Origin of the sequence: Pseudoalteromonas sp. BSi20480, from assembly GCF_000241365.1 — a bacterium.
GTDB classification, from domain to species: Bacteria; Pseudomonadota; Gammaproteobacteria; order Enterobacterales; family Alteromonadaceae; genus Pseudoalteromonas; species Pseudoalteromonas marina.
In genome coordinates, this window is record NZ_BADX01000166.1 from 43,900 (window position 1) to 63,681 (window position 19,782).

Sequence of the window (19,782 nt, forward strand, 5' to 3'; positions counted from 1 at the left end):
AAATATATTCGCTAAATGATTAATTACTTGCGCCAGATCAAACTAGCCATTCGCCCTGTTTGCCCATCTCTTCTATAAGAGAAAAATAAATGTGATTGAGAAACTGTACAGTACTCACCACCAGCAATAGTTATTACCCCTAGCTGTGATAATAAAATACGCGCTATACCGTATATATCAGCATAATACTTGTTATTGAGGTGCGGCTTGAATGCATCTGAGAATAAAGGCGATTGACTATTAAATGCTTCAAAAACCTCTACACCAACCTCAAACTGATCAGGCCCTATTGCCGGACCAAGCCAAGCATATATATTTTCTGGTTTAGCGTTAAAGCATTTAAGTGTATTTTGAATAATGCCTTGCTTTAACCCTCGCCAGCCACCATGAATAGCCGCTACCTCAGTCCCATCATTACTCGTAAGTAATATAGGTAGGCAATCGGCAGTCATTATAGCCAAAGGTTGGTCAACTAGGCGCGTATAGAGTGCATCGGCATTATGTAATTTATTAAAATCAAACTGCTGATCAACTGTAATTACATCTGCGCTGTGAATTTGATTTAGCCAGATAGCTGGATTTGGAAGGAAGTTATTTAATACTGAGCGATTTTTTAAAACGTCAGCTTGGCTATCATTAACATGAAGCCCCAAATTTAAACCGTTATAGGGTGCCTTTGATACGCCGCCTTCACGTGTGGTACTGAGAGTACTCACATTGTGAAGGCTTTGCCATGTTGCTGATAGCAACTGCATTATCTATCAATATCTGGGTTAGCCTGAGTATCTTCACGAAGTGCTAACGTCATTTCTACCATATCATCTGGGATAGGTGCTTGCCACGTCATCATTTCGCCCGTGATTGGATGCGCAATACTTAGTTTTACCGCATGTAACGCTTGGCGTTTAAAACTTCTAAGCAGTTCAAACAATTGCGGTGTTGCACCCTTTGGTGGACGCGGACGACCGTTGTATGACTGATCACCAATTAATGGGTGGTTCAAATAAGCCATGTGTACACGAATTTGGTGAGTACGGCCTGTTTCTAAACGCAAGCGCAAACGCGTATGCGCACGAAATTTTTCAGCAACACGGTAATGAGTAATGGCAGGCTTACCCATTTCATGTACAGCCATATGAGTACGCTGTGTTGCATGGCGACCAATTGGTTTTTCAACCATACCACCCGCTGTCATAGTGCCGTTACAAAGCGCTTCGTATTCACGAGTGAAGTTTTCACGCTTTTGTAGTGCCTTAACAAGATGTGTTTGCGCTTGAATTGTTTTAGCAACAACCATTAAACCTGTTGTATCTTTATCTAAGCGGTGCACAATACCTGCTCGTGGCACATTAATAATGTCAGGGTAATGGTGTAATAATGCATTAAGCACTGTGCCATCTGGGTTACCAGCACCAGGATGAACCACTAATCCCATAGGTTTATTAATAACTAAAATATGGTCATCTTCATAAACAATGTTTAAGTCGATATTTTGTGCAAGGTATTCACGCGGTGCTTCAATGATTGTCTCAACATTTAACACTTCACCGCCTAACAGTTTTGTACGCGGTGTGTTTAATATTTCGCCATCAACGGTGATTTTATCATCCAAAATCCAAGTTTTTATACGTGAACGTGAATAATCAGGGAACAATTGCGCTAATACTTGGTCTAGACGTTTACCACCTAAGTCGGTTGGAACCTCGGCTTGAAGAGAAATTTGCTCTGTCATTCGTAACTTTACCCAATTTACCAGTGCAAGCTTTGCTCGACTGGGTTAGAATCGCTTTTAATAAAAGCATAATATAATACGTATAGTTTACTCGGTTTTACCGACTTGGCCTAGCCGAAGACATCGAAGGTAACAAATAAAATGATAAATAAAATAGGGAAACGTGCATTTGCCATCGTTTTTTCAGTTTCGGTACTTAGTTTAGGTGCCTGTTCGTCAGCACCTGACCAAGAAGACATTCAACGTGTACCAAATAGATCAGCACAAGCTTTATACGAAGATGCAAAAGAAACACTAGATTCAGGCTTATATGCCCGTGCAATTGAGCTTTTATCAGCGATTGATTCGCGCTACCCATTTGGGCCATTTTCAAAACAAGTGCAAATGGATTTAGTGTATGCTCATTACCAGTCGGGTAACACTGAACAAGCATTAGCAACCATTGACCGTTTTATCCGTTTGAATCCAAATCATAAAGATCTAGATTACATGTATTACATGCGTGGTTTGGTAAATATTAAAGCAGACAAAAACGCGTTCCAAGAATACTTTGGTATTGATAGAGCAGACAGGGATGCGAACAGAACCCGCGTTGCTTTTACTGATTTATCAACGCTTGTAAAACGTTTTCCACAAAGCGGTTACGCACCTGAAGCAAAACGTCGTTTAGTATGGTTATTAAACCGTATGGCACGATACGAGCTAAAAGTAGCTACATACTACTATGAGCGCGAAGCGTACTTAGCAGCTGCTAACCGTGGTAAATTTGTAGTTGAACACTACTCGCAAAGTAGTTATTTAAATGCAGCCCTTGATATGATGCAAAAAAGCTATGAAAAATTAGGTTTAACCGAATTAAGTCAAAACGCTAAAAAAGCACAAGCGCTGAATAAAAGAACACAGTAAATACAAAAAAGGCGCTTTAAAGCGCCTTTTTACTGACTAAGCTATTTAAGCTTAAATTAGATTGCGTCTTCATCTTCCTCAGCGGTACGAATACGAACTACACGCTCAACCTCAGTGACAAATATTTTACCGTCACCAATTTTTCCGGTTTGTGCAGTTTTAACAATAACTTCAATCGCGCGATCAACACTTTCGTCAGCAAGTACTATATCAAGCTTCACTTTTGGTAGAAAATCAACCATATATTCAGCACCACGATAAAGTTCAGTGTGCCCTTTTTGACGACCAAAGCCTTTTACTTCACTCACGGTCATGCCGTTAATGCCTACCTCTGACAGCGCCTCGCGTACATCATCAAGTTTAAACGGTTTTATAATTGCTTCTATTTTTTTCATATTAATTACTTTTTAAAGCCTTAGATGCCACGATTTTAGACAATCATAAGGTTCATAGCAAACAAAGCAATTGAATTACGGTGATAAATTAATCAGCCATGATATAATTTTGGCCATATAAGAATCGTAATATAAAAATTAGCTGTAAATGAGATCGTTATGAAGATTAAACAATCAGGATTCACACTTTTAGAATTAATGGTAACCGTCGCAATTGTTGGCATTATAGCATCTATCGCTTTTTGGAATAGTAGCGACATGTTAGAAGAAAACCGTGCTGAAAACTTTTTACTTGAGCTGAAAAGAAACATTAGCTACGCGCGTTCTCAAGCTGCAAGCACCGATGAAATAGTTGTAATATGTGCAGCGCAACATGGTGAAGTAAAAAACCAAAACGATAATATGCAATGCCGAAACCGATGGGATAGGAATAAAATTATTATTGTTTTTATCGACTCTGATAACAGTGGCCACTACAACAAATCTACCGACTCATTATTACGCGTTATGGAAAAAATTAGCCTAGAAGATAAAGTTAAATTTACAGGTAACTCAAGGCGGCTACGGTTTAATACCAGTGGCCGAATTACAACAAACCCAGGAGAGTTTGTTTTTTGTCCTAACAACGGCACAGATAACAATAAAGCCCTCAGTGTTTCTCAATCTGGTACGGCGTTTTATTTAGGTGATAGTGCAAAAACTTGCGGTTAAAAAACAACCAATTTAGCTTGTCATATTTTTTTCATTTACTAAACTAAATTAAAAGATAATTAATTTAGGACTTCAGGGATGAGGTTATCAATATCGAAATGTAAAGGGATCACGCTTCTTGAACTAATGCTTACACTCGCTGTTGTAAGCATTATCAGTCAAATCTCTATGTGGTACTACCCAGATTTTCTAGCCAAAAACCGGCTAGAGAACCACGTTAACCTTCTGCACCGAACTATCAATTATGGTCGACTTTACGCAATAGAAAATAGCACTTACGTTACTCTTTGCTCGTTAAACGAAGGCGAATGTTCAAAAGATGAATGGGATGGTCAAATGTCTTTGTTTATCGATCTAGATAAATCAACAACATTAGATGACGATGAATTGTTACTTAGTACCTTTGAAAGAATAAATGAGGCTGATGCGCTTGAATACCCTCGCACTGCAATTACGTTTCGCCCTGATGGCTCATTAAACGGTTTTCAAAATGGGACGTTTATTTACTGCCCAAATGAAAAAGCCAACCTCGAAGGGTTGGCTTTGTCAGTGAGTCAAACTGGCAGAATAAGAATTAAATCAACCGATAAGTGTCAAAAAAATTAAACTCAACGGCCCCAGCAATAGTCAATATCTGAGTTACCTTTAGCGCCTTTAGCACCCTTTAGACCTGTATCGGTAATAGATAACTCCTTGCAGTCGTTATCACCCTTTACTGCACCTGCTATTGGCTTTGCTTTTATTGTAAATGCATTGCCATCAACGACATCAATGGATAATTCAAAATGTCCATTTTCGGTTTTATCTTGAAGTCCTAAGTCTGCAAATGTTTCTGTATATTCACGGTTATCAACAAAAAACTGCTCTTGCTTATTAGCTGTATCTAAAAGTGCTGCAGCAGCTTCTGCTCTTGATGCCCGCTTTACATATTCAGTGTAATTGGGCACTGCCACAGCCGCTATAATGCCAACAATAGCCACCGCTATCATCAGCTCAATCAAGGTAAATCCACGTTGCTTATTCATTTTTAGTCCTTAGTTTCCAACTTCATCGTTTTCTTCACGCTTATAGATATACGTCTGTTGCGTTCTAAATCCAAAGCCTAATGCGTTATCAGGGTTCACAAGCTGTACTTTACCATCAACCACATTTAAACCAGGACCTGTGATCTCCACCGGCTTCATTGGATTTTGTGCATTTTCCCCTTTTATACCCGGTCCAATAAGATAAAATTGGCTTTCTTGTGTTACAGATAATGTTGGGTTGTCATCGCACTTACCATCACCATTACCATCCGCACATGAAGGACCTTCTCCAAAGTAAAGTTGTGGTGTATCTGGTACATCGTAACTGGTTGAAAATTTTAGGTCGTCATACACTTTTGTACCGTAATGCAGGTGGAAAGCATACAATGAGCCTCCCCCGCCACTAAGCGAACATTGGTTTTCTGTTGATGTTTCTGACGCCGGAGTAAAGCTAGTAAAGTACGCAACACCACCCACTACCGTTGAAGCGGCAAGTGACTTCTCACCTGTGCCTAACTCATAACGCCAGCCATTGAATTTTGCTAAATCTATTTCTAGGTCTACAAAATCGTCCACATCATCAAGTGCATTACCAAACGGATCTGAATTCATCAGCATTAAATCATCTGGTTTAATTGTATCTGGTGCGTTAGTTTTAAACGTTTGTGTAACTGTGTTTTCATCTCTTATCATAAAGAGTTGGTCTTGCTCGTTTGTACCAGTTGGTTTAGAGCGGTTACCACTGCCTATAACTATTGCATCATACGGTGTATCCAAACGTGTAATCACTTTTTTACCATTAATCGTCGTTTCTGAAACTTTACTGTAAATAGTACGCGCAACAAGTGGCTTGTAAAAAAAGCGTCTGTCTTCTGTTGCTTTGTTACTGCCAAGTTCTGCCAGTTTAAAATGGCTAAAATCATTGGTGTTTGTGCCGGGCATATCTATACGCCACACATCACCGCCTGTATCGGCTGCGTATATTCTGTCTATGTAGCCGTCATAGTCAGAATCTAACGTGGTAATATTTGCAGCAATACTGTGCTTGCCCTTAAACCCATTAATGTTAGGCGTTAATGCCCACACTCGTTTACCTGTTTCAGCCTCAACAATATATATACCTCGGCCAATACTATCATTACTTCGAATAGCTTCATCTTTATTTGTATCGTAGCCAGCTCCAAATACAAGTAATGGTTTATCACCAAATGCTTTGATATAAGCTATTTGTGGCTTAGACCATGTTTGCCCCAGCTCTTGAAATTGACCTTTACCGCCTTCAATTGGGTTATCCCACAGTTTTTTAGGCTCATCAGGGTTAGTAATATCAAGCGCATAATAGTTTTCTCCACCGCGGCGCATACCTGCAAACGCCCACACTTTGTCGTCCCCACTGGCATCAATAATGCCATCATTTAATCCATCGCTGTTTAGGTTTTTATTACTAAAATAAACACTAATGGGTCCATCCATACCGTAAACTTTTGTATCGGCTTGGTTATTCCTAAGCGGCTCAATAATGTCGTATAAGGCTGAAGGAATAAATGCCCAGCTTTCACTCACACTGGTATCAGAATCTTTAAACATATGTAAAAAGCCTGCATTAGTGCCAATTAAAACCCTAATATCATCGTTACCATAATCGATAGCTACGGGCTTAGAATGTAAAGGGTCGCCAAATATATCATTTCGCTGATCAACGCGAGATCCATCGCCATCTTCATCGTCTACGTCAATACCCATTGCCCATTTAATATCATTACTCGATAAACTAATTGGGTTATCGTCAACCAAATCAAGAATGTCTGTTACAGTACTTGTATTAAACGTAATAACTTGTCCTTGATTCTCTGTGTATAAGTTACGGCTGTCTGAATCAAGATTAGTTAAATGAAGATTTACTCCACCTTGGGCCACCAAATTACCATCAGCAGCTTCACCGCTAGGTAACCAAAACGTTTTGGCACTTTCGTCAATAAGTCCATTTTCATCAAGAGCTTGGTTACCTGTTGAGTCAACAATTTGACTGCCTGATACTTTTAACTTTTTTAGGTTACCGCGCCAACGGGCACCGGTTTCAGGGTAAAACATAGCAAAATATATTGCGTCGCGGCTTCGGGTTTGATCCACGTTATTACTTGCCACAGAAGGCGATGAAAAGCTGTCGTTTACCTCTCTAATACGAGAAATTGTATTTTTGAGTGCTTCAGATAACGCCTCAGATGTCCGAGCTTCTAAGTACTGGCCGCCACCAACAGAAGCCGCTCCCTCTAGTAATTTAATACCGTCTTCACTCATACCTGTACCAAAACCAATGGTATATACCCTGCCAGTGTCTAATACATCTCTTGTGTCTGTATATAGATCTACTTTTGTGTCATTGGTACCATGAATAATTTTAGATAAAGCCACTAAATAGCTATTTGAATAGTCACCATCAACAAAAGGGATTGAGTCGTCAAATATATCATTGTGCACATTTTTTATTTGATTATCACGGCCACTATCATTCGTAGGGTCGCCATCTGTCATTAATATTAAATTTATTGAATTGTCACATCTCAAAGGGTCGCCTGAATTTTTTTTAAAAGGCGACTTATAGTTCCCGCTTGCATCTGCGCTTTTATCCCGATTGTTTATACCATTTGCAAAATCGAGGCTTGAACCTGTTATATAACGGTAGGCTTCCCAGAGAGTCTCTGTTATTGGCGTTGAACCGCTAGCTGGTAAGTCATCGATTTCGTTTAATATATTTGATTTACTAGCGCCAGATCTTGCAAGTACATAACCTCCAGAGTTTCCGTTAAAACGCATTAAACCAAAATCAATATCATCGTTATCATTGACTAGTTGTTTAATAGCATTTTTAGCCACTAAAAGTCTGCTATCTTCACAAATAGCTTGGGCGTACCCGTTAACTGATTTATAACACTGCTGCGTATAGTTAAAATAAGTCTGACTTTTAAAACAATCTGATTGATAAAATTGCCCATTTTGATAGCGACGATAGCACTGCCCACCATCAGTAACATCCCAAGCCATACTACCGGACGTATCAAATATCATTAATACTCTTGGGTTTTCATCTGTTTCAACATTATAGTTTACATATAACTCAATGTCTTCTGCACTTGCTGTTGCACTGACTGCTAAGCCAAGTAATGCCGCTAGCACTTTGTTTAATTTAAAATTCATCTTAAATTCCCTTACTCATACTAGCCATTTCTTGTGCTACACCTGTCACAATTGTGAGTGAATGCTTTGCTTTAGATCCATATTCAACGGTAGTAGCAACTTGTACCATGTTGCACGATATACCCGCTGTGAAGTTAAAGCGCCTTGGGCATTCTAAATCAAGTACACCTTGATTTAAGTTAATCATTTTACTTTGCATATCGCCGTGCGTTGCAATCGTCATACCTTCACCGTTGTCTCCAGAATGGTGTGAGACTTCATCGGGTGTTAAAAAAAACTGGTTTGCAGCCCCTTTGTTAGCCTCATCAGAAATCATTCTTTGCACTTCACCAATAAGTTCGTTTTCAGCGACTTCTCGCTCTTGCGCTGCATTTGTAATTTTAACGTCAATACTGCTGCTACTCATCAGTGTTACAGCAATACCAGTGACGGCTATTACCATAATTAATGCAGTAATAAGCACAACACCTTGTTGTTTTGTAGGTGAGCTTTTTAAATACGCCATAAGTTTGATCCAACGTTGTTTAATCGAATTGTGGTAGTAAATACGGTGCGTCTGTAACTGTCATTAAATGTTAACTGACGCTTATTATCGTCTTCGCCCAAGGTATATGTTTGATTCTTTAATTTAAGGCCCGGGTCTTCTTGTAAAGCTCTTATTAATAAGAATACTTGAACGGTTAAAATACCCTTTCGGTCTTCCCAGTCTGAATGTTCCATATCGCTGATACTTTTATAGGTATCAATGCGGCTGTCACTGTTTGTGTCGAGGCCAAAAACAAAGCGCATATTTTCTACGCCTTCCATTATTGTCTCTGTAGAAATATTAGCCCCCACCAAGCGTTTTCTCATCAGTGCAGGAACAGTAATATTTTTATTATTAACCTTGTACGTTTGCTCAGAAATGTAATAAACGTGGTGGCTATAAGGCCAAACAGTTGCATTAATATTTAGCGCACCAGCATTGACTACGCCGCGAACAAATTGCGCCTTTTCTTGCTCTGCAATAAAATAGTTTTGACCTGCTTGGGTTTCGTTTCCTGCAGCTCCTACTGTTAAGCGGTTACCTTGTAAAAATTTAAGCTGCAAAATATCTGTACTTTTAACAGGGTTACTCACGCAATTTAGTTCTTTAGACTCTTCAGCAACCTTTGCATAAATGGTTCTAAAGTTAGTGGTAGATGCTAAATCAGGAAAACTCCCATTATTAGCCCCTTCAAAGCAATCTGGTGCAGGGGTTGTTGCTGAAGCCCTTGTGGTGTTACCTGCGACAAATGAGTCATCGTAGTATGTGCCCCAAAACCCAATTTGTTCTATATCACGCTGCATAATATTAATAGCAAGGCGCGCAGACTCTTGGATCTCGCCGATGGTCATGGTGTCTTTTGTGGTTACTTTCATGCCAATGTAGGTGAACATAACGCCGCCAAGTACTAAACCACCTATAAAAAGCGAGATCATCATTTCTACAAGGGTAAAACCTTTTTGCCTAATGCTCATGCTTAACTCCTAAGGTAAATGTAACTAGTTAAAACCACTAAACGGCGCTTTTTGTCTGATTCGCCACACTCAATTGCGGCTGTTGCATCATTGGCTGTAAATTCTTGTCTGCCTTGCCATGAAATAATCACTTCTAAATTAAATGCTTTACCACCTGAGCCACCAACTGCTGTTGGCCTAATACACACAGTTGCGTCATCTAAGGCGCCTGTATTTTCTCGCGCTCTAATCGCGCGTTTCCATTGTTCTAAATCTAAAGCTGCAACTTGCGCTGCACTGCAGCTTGCTGTGAAGCAAGTTTGAGACGTTGTTGTAGAGGTTTCACTATTAAATGTTTTAGCGTAAAGCCCAACTAATTGCGGTGTATCATTTGCACGAATACGTTGAATAATATCGTTTCCTAGCGCAACAGCAGCAGCTCGCTGCATAGAATCAAAACTTGCCTGCTTAGCTTTAGCTTGCAAAGCCACGGCCCCTAATAAGCCAAAACTTAAAATTATAAATGCAATAAGTACTTCAATTAGTGTGAAGCCTTTTTGAAATTTTGTTTGAGACGATTGCATACCAAAACCAAATAAAAAATTGTCTGATTGTAAGTTTATGGCATTAAAATTTAGATTCAATACTTACTAGGATAAGCGGTAGGATTTGTTGATAAACGGTTAACAGCTAGGCATTTAATATATCTTTAACTGCTTTTAGTTCCCGTCGGCTTACAGCTAAGTGCTCTTTGCAACCAACAAGTTCTATTGTATGTACCCCTGTATTTTGTGTTTTCAAACATAGCAGCTTACTTTTGTTTACTAAGGTATTTCTATGAATTCGTAACAACTGGGCGGGGTAAAGTAGCTCTAACTGTTTTAAGCTCTGCTCTATAAAGGCTTCTCCACCTTCAAAAACCATGTTTGTGTATTTTTGCTGCGCGATAAAATAAAGAATGCTGTCAAGCTCTACACTTTTTATAACCCCTGCCACCTGGTAACTAATTTTAGCTGATTGCTGTTTTTGCACATGCGCTTTATTTAAACGCCCTAGCTGATCTAGCACTTTACTTAAAGATTGGTCGGTAACAGGTTTAACTAGATATCCCGCAGCACTTAATTGCAGGGCATCTAATGCATGCTCTGGGTGAGCCGTAACAAACACAATAGCGGGTGGTAAAGGCATTCTGTTTAGCTTATGCGCTACCTCTAAGCCATTCATTCCTGGCATATCGACATCTAAAAAAATTAAATCAGGGTTATACTTTTTAGCAAGCTCTAACGCTTCACTCCCATTCGCTGCCTCTGCTTTTATCACTATGCTTTTGTCAATTGCTAAAAGCCGCTTTAATCGCGTCCTAGCTAATGGTTCATCATCAACAATCAGTACATTCATACGCTATTCTCAATATATTTAGGAATAACGACTTTCACCCTGTATACGCCATCTCTATTAGTAATAGTAAGCTGCGCTTTATTTTTATAATAAATATTTAAACGCTGGCGAATATTATCAAGTGCCATTCCATTGTTAGGCCTAGTCTGCTCCTTTGTGGCTATAATTGGGTTTGAAACAATCATTGTTATATAGCCGGTGGTGATATGCAGCTCTACATTTATAGTCGCGCCGTCTTCACTTGTTTCAACACCGTGGCATACTGCGTTTTCAATTAATGGCTGAAGTGTTAAACACGGTATATTTAATGCTAGTAAATCTGAGGGAATGTGCCAATTAACTTTTAATCGCTCACCAAAGCGCCAAGTTTCTAAGGCAATATATTGCTTACTCAGTGTTACCTCATCGTTTAACTGCACGCTTTGCCCTGAACGCATTGCCGCTTGTGACAATGCAGCTAATGCTAAAATAGCTTGCTCTGCAGCCGCGGCATCGTGATGCGTTAATTCTGCGGCTGTATTTAAGCTGTTGTATAAAAAATGTGGACGAATTCGTGCTTGCAAAGCGTCTAACTCAGCACGGGAAAGTGCCTTAGTTTGTAGCTCTTTTTCAGCATATATAAGCAAAAACTGTACAAATAAAGCAACCAAAAATGCAACAATAATAGTATTTTGAATAACAAAATAAATAAGGTGCTCAGTTGTATTTATATCAAACGCAAAGCGCGAAAATAAAACACTGAATAGGCTGGTAAATAAATAAAAAGGAAACAAAAAAAGTGAAAGCTGTAGAGCACGTGTACGCTTTTGTAAAAAGTGCCGAGCTATATATAACGAGGAAGTACTTGATAAAACAATTAAATGTAAAAATAGGCTAATTATTCCGAGCCTAAGCCATATATCACCCTGAGCGTGCGGAGCAAATGCTAAAACAACCGCAATAACTTGAGTAACAACAAGCGAAGCAAGTACACCTCGCTCATTAAAAAGAGCTGAAAAAAGCAATACATCCGATTGAGGCGTTTTGCTCATCACAGCTCTCCTTGTAATCTAAATAATTAATTTATATAGATTAACGCAGCTCCACAGGAACAGCAAATACGATATTCTCTTCTTCACCTGGGTTTTCTACAACTTGTGTGCCACCCAACTCTTTTAAACGACTTATTACCTGCTGAACAAGCACTTCAGGTGCTGACGCACCAGCCGTAACCCCTACTGAATTAGCGCTTGAAACCCACTGCTCCTGTACATCAGTAGCATCGTCAATTAAGTAAGCGGTTGTACCCATTTTATCTGCAAGTTCGCGCAAGCGATTTGAGTTTGAGCTATTTTTCGCACCAACAACTAATAATACATCAACCTTATCAGCTAGGTCGCGAACAGCATCTTGGCGATTTTGAGTCGCGTAACAAATATCATCTTTACGCGGGCCGTCAATTGCAGGAAATTTTTCTCGTAATGCATCTATTACATCAGCAGTGTCATCAACAGAGAGCGTTGTTTGACTACAATAAAATAAGTTTTTTGCATCTTTAACATTAAGCGCAATAACATCGTCTACGGTTTCTACTAAATAAATACCGCCAGCATCATTGTCGTATTGCCCCATGGTGCCTTCAACCTCTGGGTGACCATGATGGCCAATTAAAATACATTCTATACCCTTACGGCTTGCGCGGGTTACTTCCATATGTACTTTAGTTACAAGTGGACAAGTCGCATCAAATACTTTTAACTCTCTGCGCTTGGCTTCAGAGCGTACCGCTTGAGATACACCATGCGCACTAAAAATAACAATGCTGTCGTCTGGTACTTGGTGTAATTCTTCTACAAATACTGCGCCTCGGTTTTTTAAGCCGTCAACAACATATTTGTTATGAACAACTTCATGACGTACGTAAATTGGCTTTTCAAAAATATCTAAAGCGCGCTCTACTATGCTAATTGCTCTATCAACGCCTGCGCAGAAGCCACGTGGATTAGCTAATAAAATATCCATTAGCCTTTTACCTCAATAATATCAACTTCAAATGTTAAACGCTGGCCAGATAGCGGATGGTTAAAATCAATAGTAACCGACTCACCCTGCACTTCCCGCACTAAGCCCGGAAGCTCTGTACCATCAGGTTGAGTAAACGCAATAATAGCACCTACTTTCGCAGGTGTTTCTGCGCCAAATTTACTACGATCAACATAATAAATGTTATCTGGATTTGGCTGACCAAATGCATCTTCAGGCTCTAATTCAAAGGTTTTACTTTCGCCTGCGCTTAAACCTAATAGGCACTTCTCAAAATTTGCCGTTAAGCTGCCATCGCCCATTGTTAACTTTGCAGGTTTGTTGTGCACTTTAGTTGAATCAGCGGCAGAGCCATCTTCAAGTTTTATAGAAAAATGAAAAATAACTTGCGAGTTTTCACCAATTACAGCTTGGCTCATGCTTTATGCTCCTTCGGACTCTCACCTGTAAAGGCGTCAAATAATAACAAAGCCGCGCCTACACAAATAGCACAGTCAGCAAAGTTAAATACTGGAAAATGTGAGTCTTCATAAAATACGTGAATAAAGTCAATTACATAACCGTAAGCAATACGGTCGTATAAATTACCAATAGCGCCAGCAAGCACTAACGAGTAAGCACCACATAACACTTTATTAGTTGCGGGTAATCTTTTTAGCCACCACACCAATAAGGCACTTATAGCAATTGCAATTGCGCTTAAAAACCAACGTTGCCAACCACCAGCATCACTTAAAAAACTATAAGCAGCACCATAGTTATGCACATAGGTAATACTAAAAACAGGTAGTAAATTAATAGACTCGCTATAAGCCATAGTATTTACAACAAGTGTTTTACTGGCAAAGTCTATTGCTAAAAGCAATAGACTCAACCATAACCACACTAAACCACTTTTTTGGGCTAGTTTGCTCACTAAAAACATCCCCTAAGCGAATTGACGCTTTTCGCCTTCGCCATCAACATTACTAACACAACGACCGCAAATTTCTGGGTGAGCAGGCTCAATGCCTACATCGTCGCTGTAATGCCAACAACGTTCACATTTGGCGGCATCTGTTGCTGCAACACTAATGTACAAACCTTCAATTTCTGTTTCTTGCGTATCTGCAGGCTGGCTATCAACATGCGCTACATTAACAGCTGACGTTAGCAGTACAAAACGCAACTCATCACCCAATGCTGTTAATTTGTTTGCCAGCTCTTCGCCCGCAAATAAATTAACTGTAGCTTGAAGAGCCGCACCAATAACTTCTTCTTTACGTGCCGCTTCTAATAAACGGTTCACTTCGTCACGTACGTTTAAAATTGCTTGCCAGTCATCATTACTAAACTGGGTATTTGTTGGTGCTTGTAAACCTTCATACCATACTGATGTAAATACGTAATCGCTACGTTCTCCAGGTAAAGCTTCCCAAATTTCTTGTGCTGTAAAGCTCATAATTGGTGCCATCCAACGCGTCATTGCTTCAGCAATGTGGTAAAGCGCAGTTTGACAAGAACGTCGTGCATGGCTGTCGCTCTTAGCTGTGTACTGACGGTCTTTAATTACATCTAAGTAGAACGAACCAAGCTCACCCGTACAGAAGTTCATTAGCTTTTGCGTAACTAATAGCATTTGGTAGCTATCGTAAGCGGCTAAAATTTCGTCCTGAAGCTGTGCAGCACGGCCAACAATCCACTTATCAAGCTCAACCATATCGTCAACAGCAACCTGATCTGTTTTAGGATCAAAACCATTTAAGTTAGCTAATAAGTAACGGCTCGTATTACGAATACGGCGGTAGCGATCTGCAGAGCGTTTAAATATTTCATCCGATACAGTCATTTCAGCCGTGTAGTCGGTAGACGCGACCCATAAACGTAAAATGTCAGCACCCAACTTATTCATAACGTTTTGCGGAGAAATAACGTTACCCAATGACTTAGACATTTTTCTGCCGTTTTCATCAACGGTAAAGCCATGCGTAAGCACTTGTTTATAAGGGGCATGACCATTAATTGCAACCGATGTCATCATCGATGACATAAACCAACCACGGTGTTGATCCGACCCTTCCAGATATAAATCTGCTGGACCTACTAATTCTTCACGAGCATCAACAACACACGCATGCGACACGCCTGAGTCAAACCATACATCGAGTGTATCTTGCACTTTCATGTATTGTTTAGCGTCTTCTTCGCCTAATAGTGTTTCTGGCTCTAAGTCATACCATGCCTGTATACCTGATTTTTCTACTAATGCGGCAGCTTGCTCAATAAGCGCTTGGGTATTTGGGTGTAATGCACCGGTGTCTTTGTCAACAAATAAAGCAATGGGTACACCCCAAGTACGTTGGCGAGAAATACACCAATCTGGGCGACCTTCGACCATGTTTGCAATACGGCTTTCACCCCACTCTGGTAACCACTGCGTATTTTTAATTTCAGCAAGTGAATCTTTACGTAAGTTAGCCTGATCCATGCTAACAAACCATTGTGGCGTAGCACGGAAAATAATAGGCGTTTTGTGGCGCCAACAATGTGGGTAACTATGAGTAAGCGCATGGTGATGCACTAAAGCGCCACGCTCTTTTAATACTTCAATTACGCTCGCGTTTGCTTTAAATACGTGCTGGCCTGCAAATAATTCTGTATCAGGCAAGTACACACCGTTAGCGCCAACTGGGTTAGCAACTTCTAGGTTATAGTTTAAGCCTGCCACGAAATCTTCTTGACCATGTCCTGGCGCTGTATGCACCACGCCAGTACCTGAGTCCGTAGTTACATGCTCTGCAACAATTACCGGTACATTAAAGTCATAAAAAGGATGCGCTACTTGCAAGTTTTCAAGTGCAGCACCTTTTACGTAACCTAAAACATGGTAATGATTAAAACCAAAACGATCCATAGCATCTTTTACAAGCTCTGAACCTAAAATTAAACGCTGCTCAGCGCCTTCATCTTCAACTTGTACTAATGCATATTCTAACTCAGCATGCACGGCTACTGCACGGTTTGCTGGAAGCGTCCATGGTGTTGTAGTCCATATTACAGTACCTACACTACCTTTACCTTTATGCCCTTGTGCCATATCAAATGCATTAACTACGGCGTCCTGGTCAGCAAAAATAAAACGCACATCAATGGCTGGCGACTGTTTATCTTGATACTCAACTTCAGCCTCAGCTAATGCAGAGCCACAATCAGTACACCAGTGCACAGGCTTTGCACCTTTGTGTAGGTGACCATTTTTAATAATACGACCAAGTACACGAATTGCATTCGCTTCAAAATCAAAATTCATTGTTAGGTATGGCTTGTCCCAATCGGCAAACACACCTAAACGTTTAAAGTCTACTTTTTGACCTTCAACTTGCTTTTTAGCATAAGCGCGGCATTTTTCGCGAAACTCGCTCGCAGTTACTTTAACGCCAGGCTTACCTACTTTTTTCTCAACCATTAGCTCGATTGGTAAACCGTGACAGTCCCAACCTGGAATATATGGTGAGTCGAAATCTGATAACGTTTTAGACTTTACAATAATGTCTTTTAAAATTTTATTTACTGAGTGACCTAAGTGAATGTCGCCATTCGCATATGGAGGACCGTCATGCAAAATAAAGGTTTTTTTGCCCTTTTTAGCGCTGCGGATTTGACCGTATAGGTCGTCTTCATACCATGCTTTTAGCATTTTTGGTTCACGTTGTGCCAAATTGCCACGCATTGGAAACGGTGTTTCCGGTAAGTTCAAAGTATGTTTATAGTCGCTCATTTATCCTACATTCCGTCTCTATCGGCTACCTGATTTAAACCAAAACACTGTTTAGCGGCGGCAACGTCTGTTGCTATTTGCGCCGTTAATTGTGTTAATGTCTCGAATTTTTTCTCATCGCGGAGTTTTTGTATTAACTCAACGTGCATAAATTGTCCGTAAATGTCTTGTGCAAAGTCAAAAAGATGAACTTCCAGAAGTGCACGTGTCCCATTAAATGTGGGTTTATTGCCTATATTAGCAACCCCAAAAACCTGTTTCCCTGCAATAGTCGCTTGCACAGCAAATACCCCATTCACGGGGCAAACTTGGCGCTTTAGCGCTATATTTGCAGTTCTAAAGCCAAGTTCACGGCCTCGTTTCCAACCGTGTATAACACGCCCAGAAATCGCATAATTATGACCAAGCATCACTTTTGCATCGGCTAAGTTGCCACATGCCAATGCCTCACGTATTAACGTGCTACTTACTCTAGCATTTAACTGATGAAAACTCGCAGTGCTTTGTACATCCATGCCTGCTTGTTTACCCATATTCACAAGTAAATTAAAATTACCTTTACGTTGTTGGCCAAATCTAAAGTCGTCACCCACCGTTAACGCTTTAACACCGAGTTTTTTTATTAGTATTTCGTTTACAAACTGTTCTGCATGCATATTTGCAAACCGCTGGTTAAAGCTAATACAAATTACACGTTCAATGCCTAAATCACTTAATAAACGTAACTTGTCGCGTAAGCGAGTTAACCTTGCTGGGGCATTATTTTTTTGCAAAAAACTCTTGAGGTTGAGGCTCAAACAACAACACCGTACTGGGTAAATTGTGTGCTTTTGCGTCGGCTAACAAGCCTTTTAGTACTTGCGCATGACCTAAGTGAACGCCGTCAAAATTACCAATAGTTAACACACACCCAAAATGGTGTGGGCGAATATTGTGTATACCTCTAATTAACTCCATGCCACCTAAAGCCTTTTTTCAGCAAGTATTATCACGACTTATATCAAGGAAAAGCCACAAGGCTGCCGATTATAATCTTTTTTTTAGTTTGATTCAGTAATTGCTACACTTTTTATCGTATTTAGTCTTACACCCATTAAAAAGAGCATTGCAAAGTAGCTAACTCCTGCTAATACAACAAGGGCAATTAATAATATAACTTGCTGTGCGAAAGCCCATGATGCCCAGAAATAGTAACTACTTACATACCATGTAACACACCCCATGACTATACTTGCAACAATACACTTGATAGTGAAACGCAAACTCATAGAAGAAAACTGATAAACATTTTCTTTTTTCAGCTGCCTATAAAGTAAAAATGCATTACAACTGGCTGACATTGATGTAGCGAGTGCTAACCCTAAGTAACCTATAAAAGGGGCTAACATAATATTAAATACCATATTTAGCACAAGGGTTATAATACCAATGCGTACGGGCGTTTTAGTATCTTGACGTGAATAAAACCCAGGCGCGAGCACTTTAATCAACATAAAACTAACTAACCCTACAGAGTAAGCTACAACACCTAAACTTACCGCTTTTACATGATCAACACTGTCCTCTTTAAAGGCACCATGATCAAATAACACCGTAATTATAAGTGGGCTTATTATCATTAAGCCAACCATTGCTGGTATACCTAAAAATATTACAAAGCGAACTCCCCAATCTAACGTATGCTGAAAATCGCTCAATTTTTTACCGCTGTGCAATTTAGAGAGTGCGGGTAAAATGACAGTGGCTATACCAATCCCAAATAAACCAAGCGGAAACTCTATTAGCCTGTCTGAGTAATAAAGCCATGCTATAGAACCTGTCATCAGTAACGAGGCAATCATAGTATCTAGTAATAAATTAATTTGGCTTATCGATACGCCAAACAATGCAGGCAGCATAAGCTTACGCACTTTTTTGACGTTTTCGTCATGCCAAGCCCAACGCGGGCGAGCCAACATTTTAGCGCGGAATAAAAAAGGTAATTGAAATAACAACTGAACAATGCCACCGACAAATACACCTATAGCGAGGGCATATGCACCAACACTAAACTTATCATGTAAAAAAATTGCACAGGTGATTATTGATATATTGAGTAACACAGGGGTAAATGCCGCAACGGCAAAACGGTTGTAAACATTCATTACCGCACCGCTCAGCGCGACTAAACTTACAAACAACAAATACGGAAAGGTAAATTTTAATAACGAACTGGCCAGCTCAAACTTTTCTGCATTGGGGCCGCCTTGCCACCAATCAATAAACCAGCCGGTACCAAATAAAGCGGCGATAACCGGCGAAGCCACTACACCAAAAATAGTGACTAACAATAAAATAGTGCCCAGCGTACCTGCAGCTTGGGCAACAAAGAGCCTAACTTTATCATCACCTTGTTGCTCTTTTATTTCACTTAAAACGGGTACGAATGCCTGTGCGAAAGCGCCTTCTGCAAATAAGCGACGTAAAAAGTTAGGAATTCGGTTAGCAAATAAAAATACATCAGCCGCAGCACTTGCGCCGAGTAAATTGGCAACAACTGCATCTCTTACGAGCCCTAAAATACGCGAGATCATAGTCATACAACTAACAATCATACCGGAGCGAAATAAACCTTTTGACACCTTAAACCTACTTAAAAATCCCTAAGATACGCGATTATGCCACAGTCTTTTTTATAAATCGCTTTAAAGCACTAGGCTGGGGGTCTGTGCTTTGTTACAATAGCGTCATTAACTGCTAAAGCGGCAAATTAATGTTCGTTATAAGGAGCAGTTTTTCTTGAATAGTTAAATTTAATTGACATTCATGATAGAAACAGGCATATTCCACGGCCTTTAATTTAAGCTTTATTTTAAGATTGTTAGGAGCAAACCTTGGCTAACATCAAGTCTGCAAAAAAACGCGCTATCACTAGCGAAAAGAACCGTCAGCACAACGCAAGCCGTCGCTCAATGATGCGCACTTACTTCAAAAAAGTAGTTGTTGCTATTGAAGCTGGCGATAAAGAAGCTGCACAGCAAGCTTTTTCTGTTGCTACACCTATCCTAGACCGTTACGCAACTAAGGGTCTAATCCACAAAAACAAAGCAGCTCGTCATAAGAGCCGTTTAGCAGCTAAGATCAAAGCGCTATAATTTGTTTTGTTAGAATATAAAAACCGGA

19 protein-coding genes and 1 pseudogene are annotated in these 19,782 nt (G+C 40.0%); 4 read left to right on the plus strand and 16 right to left on the minus strand.

Translation table 11 applies throughout. The annotated features are described in order from the left end of the window. Nucleotides 1-23: 23 nt before the first annotated feature. Both pgeF and rluD read right to left on the minus strand, forming a co-directional pair. Entirely contained in the window at nt 24-755 is a 732-nt protein-coding gene (pgeF, locus tag P20480_RS02055; protein ID WP_006792793.1) for a peptidoglycan editing factor PgeF, read from the minus strand. Next, nucleotides 755-1,732, minus strand: a complete 978-nt coding sequence (rluD, locus tag P20480_RS02050) for a 23S rRNA pseudouridine(1911/1915/1917) synthase RluD (protein WP_008132540.1) — start codon at nt 1,730-1,732, stop codon at nt 755-757. The genes pgeF and rluD overlap by 1 nt, the downstream gene beginning before the upstream one ends. Before the next feature lie 141 nt (nt 1,733-1,873). Between rluD and P20480_RS02045 the strand changes: the two genes are divergently transcribed. Further along, complete coding sequence (locus P20480_RS02045) at nt 1,874-2,638, plus strand: outer membrane protein assembly factor BamD (protein WP_006792791.1); 765 nt, start codon at nt 1,874-1,876, stop codon at nt 2,636-2,638. Between the two features lie 56 nt (nt 2,639-2,694). On the opposite strand, the gene glnB is transcribed toward P20480_RS02045, so the two are convergent. Then, entirely contained in the window at nt 2,695-3,033 is a 339-nt protein-coding gene (gene glnB / locus P20480_RS02040; protein ID WP_006792790.1) for a nitrogen regulatory protein P-II, read from the minus strand. 159 nt (nt 3,034-3,192) lie between these two features. Between glnB and P20480_RS02035 the strand changes: the two genes are divergently transcribed. Both P20480_RS02035 and P20480_RS02030 read left to right on the plus strand, forming a co-directional pair. Beyond that, the gene (locus tag P20480_RS02035) at nt 3,193-3,744 is read left to right on the plus strand and encodes a GspH/FimT family pseudopilin (protein ID WP_008132542.1); all 552 of its coding nucleotides are present in this window, start codon (nt 3,193-3,195) and stop codon (nt 3,742-3,744) included. Nucleotides 3,745-3,822: 78 nt separating this feature from the next. Next, nucleotides 3,823-4,350 carry a GspH/FimT family pseudopilin gene (locus tag P20480_RS02030; protein WP_008132543.1) on the plus strand — a complete coding sequence of 176 codons (528 nt, stop codon included), beginning with the start codon at nt 3,823-3,825 and terminating at the stop codon, nt 4,348-4,350. Nucleotides 4,351-4,352: 2 nt separating this feature from the next. On the opposite strand, the gene P20480_RS02025 is transcribed toward P20480_RS02030, so the two are convergent. The 13 genes and pseudogenes from P20480_RS02025 to murJ all read right to left on the minus strand — a co-directional run bounded on the left by P20480_RS02025 (nt 4,353) and on the right by murJ (nt 19,199). Next, nucleotides 4,353-4,769, minus strand: a complete 417-nt coding sequence (locus P20480_RS02025) for a type IV pilin protein (protein WP_008132544.1) — start codon at nt 4,767-4,769, stop codon at nt 4,353-4,355. A gap of 9 nt (nt 4,770-4,778) precedes the next feature. Continuing rightward, complete coding sequence (locus P20480_RS02020) at nt 4,779-7,964, minus strand: pilus assembly protein (protein WP_008132546.1); 3,186 nt, start codon at nt 7,962-7,964, stop codon at nt 4,779-4,781. Between the two features lies 1 nt (nt 7,965). Further along, nucleotides 7,966-8,469 (minus strand): hypothetical protein, encoded by a 504-nt coding sequence (locus tag P20480_RS02015; protein ID WP_008132549.1) that lies wholly within the window; start codon nt 8,467-8,469, stop codon nt 7,966-7,968. Next, a complete protein-coding gene (locus P20480_RS02010; RefSeq protein ID WP_008132552.1) occupies nt 8,457-9,464 on the minus strand; it encodes a PilW family protein in 1,008 nt (335 codons plus the stop codon). The genes P20480_RS02015 and P20480_RS02010 overlap by 13 nt, the downstream gene beginning before the upstream one ends. Before the next feature lie 2 nt (nt 9,465-9,466). Beyond that, nucleotides 9,467-10,027, minus strand: coding sequence for a type IV pilus modification protein PilV (gene pilV, locus P20480_RS02005; protein ID WP_008132554.1), 561 nt, complete (start codon nt 10,025-10,027; stop codon nt 9,467-9,469). A 106-nt stretch (nt 10,028-10,133) separates the two neighbouring features. Next, complete coding sequence (locus tag P20480_RS02000) at nt 10,134-10,841, minus strand: LytR/AlgR family response regulator transcription factor (protein ID WP_008132556.1); 708 nt, start codon at nt 10,839-10,841, stop codon at nt 10,134-10,136. Further along, on the minus strand, nt 10,838-11,872 hold the full coding sequence (locus P20480_RS01995; RefSeq protein WP_008132558.1) for a sensor histidine kinase: 1,035 nt from the start codon (nt 11,870-11,872) through the stop codon (nt 10,838-10,840). The genes P20480_RS02000 and P20480_RS01995 overlap by 4 nt, the downstream gene beginning before the upstream one ends. A 40-nt stretch (nt 11,873-11,912) precedes the next feature. After that, nucleotides 11,913-12,842, minus strand: a complete 930-nt coding sequence (ispH, locus tag P20480_RS01990) for a 4-hydroxy-3-methylbut-2-enyl diphosphate reductase (RefSeq protein ID WP_008132560.1) — start codon at nt 12,840-12,842, stop codon at nt 11,913-11,915. After that, complete coding sequence (gene fkpB, locus P20480_RS01985; RefSeq protein WP_008132561.1) at nt 12,842-13,282, minus strand: FKBP-type peptidyl-prolyl cis-trans isomerase; 441 nt, start codon at nt 13,280-13,282, stop codon at nt 12,842-12,844. Before fkpB ends, ispH begins: the two co-directional genes overlap by 1 nt. Next, complete coding sequence (gene lspA / locus P20480_RS01980; RefSeq protein WP_010555931.1) at nt 13,279-13,779, minus strand: signal peptidase II; 501 nt, start codon at nt 13,777-13,779, stop codon at nt 13,279-13,281. Before lspA ends, fkpB begins: the two co-directional genes overlap by 4 nt. 12 nt (nt 13,780-13,791) lie before the next feature. Then, nucleotides 13,792-16,620, minus strand: coding sequence for an isoleucine--tRNA ligase (gene ileS, locus P20480_RS01975; protein ID WP_033025856.1), 2,829 nt, complete (start codon nt 16,618-16,620; stop codon nt 13,792-13,794). 5 nt (nt 16,621-16,625) lie between these two features. Further along, nucleotides 16,626-17,577: pseudogene (gene ribF, locus P20480_RS01970) on the minus strand (bifunctional riboflavin kinase/FAD synthetase). Between the two features lie 83 nt (nt 17,578-17,660). Beyond that, entirely contained in the window at nt 17,661-19,199 is a 1,539-nt protein-coding gene (gene murJ, locus P20480_RS01965; protein ID WP_033025869.1) for a murein biosynthesis integral membrane protein MurJ, read from the minus strand. A 294-nt stretch (nt 19,200-19,493) separates the two neighbouring features. Here murJ and rpsT point away from each other — a divergent pair, with 294 nt between their 5' ends. Further along, complete coding sequence (rpsT, locus tag P20480_RS01960) at nt 19,494-19,754, plus strand: 30S ribosomal protein S20 (protein WP_006792774.1); 261 nt, start codon at nt 19,494-19,496, stop codon at nt 19,752-19,754. The last annotated feature ends 28 nt before the right edge of the window (nt 19,755-19,782 follow it).